General features: G+C 42.7%; 4 protein-coding genes. All 4 read right to left on the reverse strand.

Translation table 11 applies throughout. From position 1 onward, the window contains the following. Window positions 1-300 precede the first annotated feature (300 nt). The gene (locus VLN09_RS00910) at window positions 301-807 is read right to left on the reverse strand and encodes a hypothetical protein (RefSeq protein WP_325243210.1); all 507 of its coding nucleotides are present in this window, start codon (window positions 805-807) and stop codon (window positions 301-303) included. Window positions 808-977: 170 nt separating this feature from the next. Continuing rightward, on the reverse strand, window positions 978-1,367 hold the full coding sequence (gene aciT / locus VLN09_RS00915) for an AciT family ciprofloxacin tolerance protein (protein ID WP_325243212.1): 390 nt from the start codon (window positions 1,365-1,367) through the stop codon (window positions 978-980). A gap of 226 nt (window positions 1,368-1,593) precedes the next feature. After that, window positions 1,594-2,604, reverse strand: coding sequence for a DUF368 domain-containing protein (locus VLN09_RS00920; RefSeq protein ID WP_325243214.1), 1,011 nt, complete (start codon window positions 2,602-2,604; stop codon window positions 1,594-1,596). Window positions 2,605-2,776: 172 nt separating this feature from the next. Beyond that, the coding region (gene serB / locus VLN09_RS00925) for a phosphoserine phosphatase SerB (RefSeq protein WP_325243216.1) at window positions 2,777-3,742 on the reverse strand (966 nt) is incomplete at its 5' end.

The raw sequence follows: 3,742 nt of genomic DNA on the forward strand, positions 1-3,742 counted from the left end.
CTGTATTTTTTTGTGGCATCAGTCGTTAATGAAGCTAAAAAATCGTTGTCACTGCTATTAGTATTAGTATTCGGCTCTGTGATATTGAGCAGTGCTGACATAATATAAATCCTTTTATAATGATATTAGGCATGAACATAGACGGTAAACATCGGATATCGCTCATCTGTTTTAATTTTTTATAAATACAATCTACAATAAAAAAAGGTTGCGCTCTAGTATAGCGCAACCTTTTTAGAAAATCAGAACCTGCTAAATAGCTAAATAGATGTTAGTTAGCTACTTATCCAAGTTGCTCAGTTATTTACCCAACTTGTGCTTAGCAACGCCGACCCAATGGTTGGCGAATTTCTGTGCTTTATAAGCGTAAGGCTTGGCTTTTTGGATGTAAGGTTTGCATTCTTCTGGAATGGTCGGTACGATATGCTTGGCAAGCTTATTAAACCACATCATCAAGCTGTAATCACCTTCGATGCTTAAGTTGCCTTCTTGTACAGCAGTCATAAAGGCGGGCAAGCTGCCTTTGGTCAAAAGCTTGACGCCTGTCATAGAGTCTTTAAAGTTGATGGTCAAATCGGCTGCTTTGGCATGACCACTATGTTGGCTAAACTCACCATTATCAAAGCTATAATAACGCGCCACATCAGCTTCAGTACTGGCAAGCTCAATTGTGACTTTACGATCTGCAAGTAGTGCTTTGACATCTTCATTGTCACTATCAGCAAGCATCGATAAGCGATAGCCAATCACTGCCAATAGCACGTCTAACGGGTCAGACTTAATATCTAATACAGGAACAGTAAACATAAACAAACTCCTAAAAAATGAGACGCAAAATAAAGCGTACTTTATAACAATTTTTGTGACAAATATATAAGTAAATTATAAACGATTGCTAGGTATAAATTCTCTAGGAGTTATGTAGAGAGCCTTAAGTATCTTGTAACATTCAATAACAGCAATATCATAGGATAGGTTTAATAAAAGCGTGGCTGATAGTCGTCATCATAAACAGGCGTGTGCTCTATATAGCGCGCCGCCTGCCGCTCACGTTCTTGAATCATACGCCGACTTACATCCTCATAGCGCAGCGCTCGATACAAGACCCAAGCACCTAGAGGCAGCCAACTGATACCCATGGCAACCACGTAATTGTGCCATTCTGACAATATGAACCAATGGCTCACTAAACTGTGAATGATTTCAACCGCTAACCAGTAGCCCATACCGCCAAACAGATACCAGAGCAACCAACGTTGCGCCGACAAAGCAATGAACACTATTGCACTTAAAAATAAACCATAGCCCAATATGGCACTGGTGCTCAACGCCTCGCTACCAAACGTAGAAAATATTGTTAATAACATTGTTCATCTCGCTCTTCATAAGGTGAATTCCAACAAGGTCATTATGGAAGTTTGTAGCGCAAAGCTAAAGACTCTGAAGGTGACTTTGCGACAACAGCTGACGTTTGATTTTTTAAAAGTATTGAGCAAAATAAATGGTAAATTTTGCAATCGCAGACATCAAAAAAAGCGCCAATATTAAGGCGCTTTTTTGATGGTTCTATTTAATAGTAAGAGTAGATAGGCATTAAGGGCGAGGGCTACGATGACCCCAAAGCGATAAAGCGGTCACGAGAATGGCGCCCAGTAGCATTAAGCTTAAGGTCGTTAACCACTGTGCGCCAGTAGGGTAGTGCCATGGCATGACGTTATGGATGGCTTCACTATTTAATGTCCCTAGCGCATCGGTTTTCCACGGCCAGACTTTGACCAATGAGCCTGCGATAAAGCCGATCAGCAATGCTAAAGTCGCTTGATAATAACGGGACAATAACCATTTTAGCACACGGGTAAAGAGCAATAATCCCGTCGCCATACCAGCCACCAATGTAAAGATAATGGTAAAGTTTAAAGTATGAACGGCTTCTAGCACCGTATCATAAGCACCCATCAACAATAAAATAAAGGATCCTGAAATGCCAGGTAATATCATCGCACAAATAGCGATAGCGCCAGCAAAGAAAAGATAGGGCAAACTTGGCGTGGTGTTCATCAAAGGCAAGCTGCTAATAATAACGGCACTGGCTATTCCAAGTAGGAACAATAGCGCTCGCCCGATATTCCAGCGCTTAATCTCAGTTAATAAAAGAAAAACAGTGGTGATGACCAAACCAAAAAAGAATGACCAAATCATCAAAGGTTGATTGTCTAATAAATGCTTAATTGTACCAGCTAACGTTACAAGACTTGTGGCGATACCCATCAATAAGCACAATAAAAAAGTAGCATCAACTTGTCGCCATACCGCTATTAAACCTTGGATACCACCTTCTTGGCGAAAGACTTGCCAAAGATTGGGACCTACACTGCTTAAGGCGTTAATGAGGCGCTCATAAATACCGGCAATCAGCGCAATCGTACCACCAGAGACACCCGGTACAATATCAGCCGCGCCCATTGCCAAGCCTCGAACATAGACACCTAGCAATTGCTTGGGACTGTCGTCATAAATAGGGCTGCTCTCGCCAACTATAGGCTGACTATTTAACTGGGTAGAAGATGACGGCGCATCTGGCCGCGGTGATTGTGATGCCGTCATGGACGATCCTTTTTATTGGACAAGATAAAATTATTAGATAAGATAAAAGTAACAATAGCGAATGGCAGTATAGTAGCGCCAAAAAACGCTGTAAAGCAGAGAATAAAGCAAAAAAGCTGGACCAATCAGAATATGTTAGCCCAGCTTTTAGTTTGAGGTAGATTATGAATATCTAAATTCTATTACGTCCATTGCTACGTGCAAATGCCGGATAACCTAGGGCATATAGTACCCCTTCAAGCCCTGTGACATTGATGGCGGCATCAGCGCGCGCTTGTACAATAGGTTTGGCATTAAAAGCCACGCCCAAATCAGCCAGTGCCATCATTGGCAAGTCATTAGCGCCATCACCGACACAGATCACTTGCGACATGGCAATACCTAAGCGCTCAGCCGTATGCGCAACGATAGCGGCTTTTTTGGCACCATTAACGATAGGGAGTTGGATATGACCGGTGACTTCACCCTCTTCAATATCTAATGAGTTTGCATGTACCTCATCGATACCCAGTTGCTCCGCGATATAGCGAGCAAAATAGGTAAACCCGCCTGACACCAGTACCGTATGGTAGCCCAAAGCTTTGAAAGCGCTAATGGTAGCACGAGTGCCTGTTGATAAAGTTAAGCGACTGCAAATTTCATCAAGCACACTGGTCGGAATGCCTTGTAATAACGCCACGCGCTGTGCAAAAGACTCATCAAAATCCATCTCACCACGCATAGTCGCTTCAGTGATAGTTTCTACTTGCTCGCCAATTCCTGCCGTTTTTGCCAGCTCAACGATGACTTCTTGTTCAATCAACGTAGAGTCCATATCAAAGCAGGCAAGCTTATGAGTACGCAGCATATGACCAACCGATAAGATATGACAATCGACGACATCCAAATAATCGCCTACGACTGCACTTTGAGCGTTTTTATAGGCTTCAGTCAAGTCGTGACGCAAGCGCGTGGTCAATTGGTCATCAATAATGTGTGCTGCTGCAGTTTTTTTGGCAGGATGCATCAGGGTATCAGTCACTGGCACCAGCAAATAGCGGCAAACTTGCACATCGATAAATGAGCGTTTGGCAAAGGATTGAGTGGTATCTACATCAGCAATCTCAATATCTACAAAATTGGCATCGGCGTCTTCTGC

It is taken from the genome of Psychrobacter sp., assembly GCF_035469765.1.
In the GTDB taxonomy this organism is placed as follows: Bacteria; Pseudomonadota; Gammaproteobacteria; order Pseudomonadales; family Moraxellaceae; genus Psychrobacter.

Bases quoted from the DNA above. Each gene is read 5' to 3' on its own strand.
- aciT (WP_325243212.1), bottom strand. From the start codon at position 1,367: ATGTTATTAACAATATTTTCTACGTTTGGTAGCGAGGCGTTGAGCACC.
- VLN09_RS00910 (WP_325243210.1), bottom strand. From the start codon at position 807: ATGTTTACTGTTCCTGTATTAGATATTAAGTCTGACCCGTTAGACGTG.
- VLN09_RS00920 (WP_325243214.1), bottom strand. From the start codon at position 2,604: ATGACGGCATCACAATCACCGCGGCCAGATGCGCCGTCATCTTCTACC.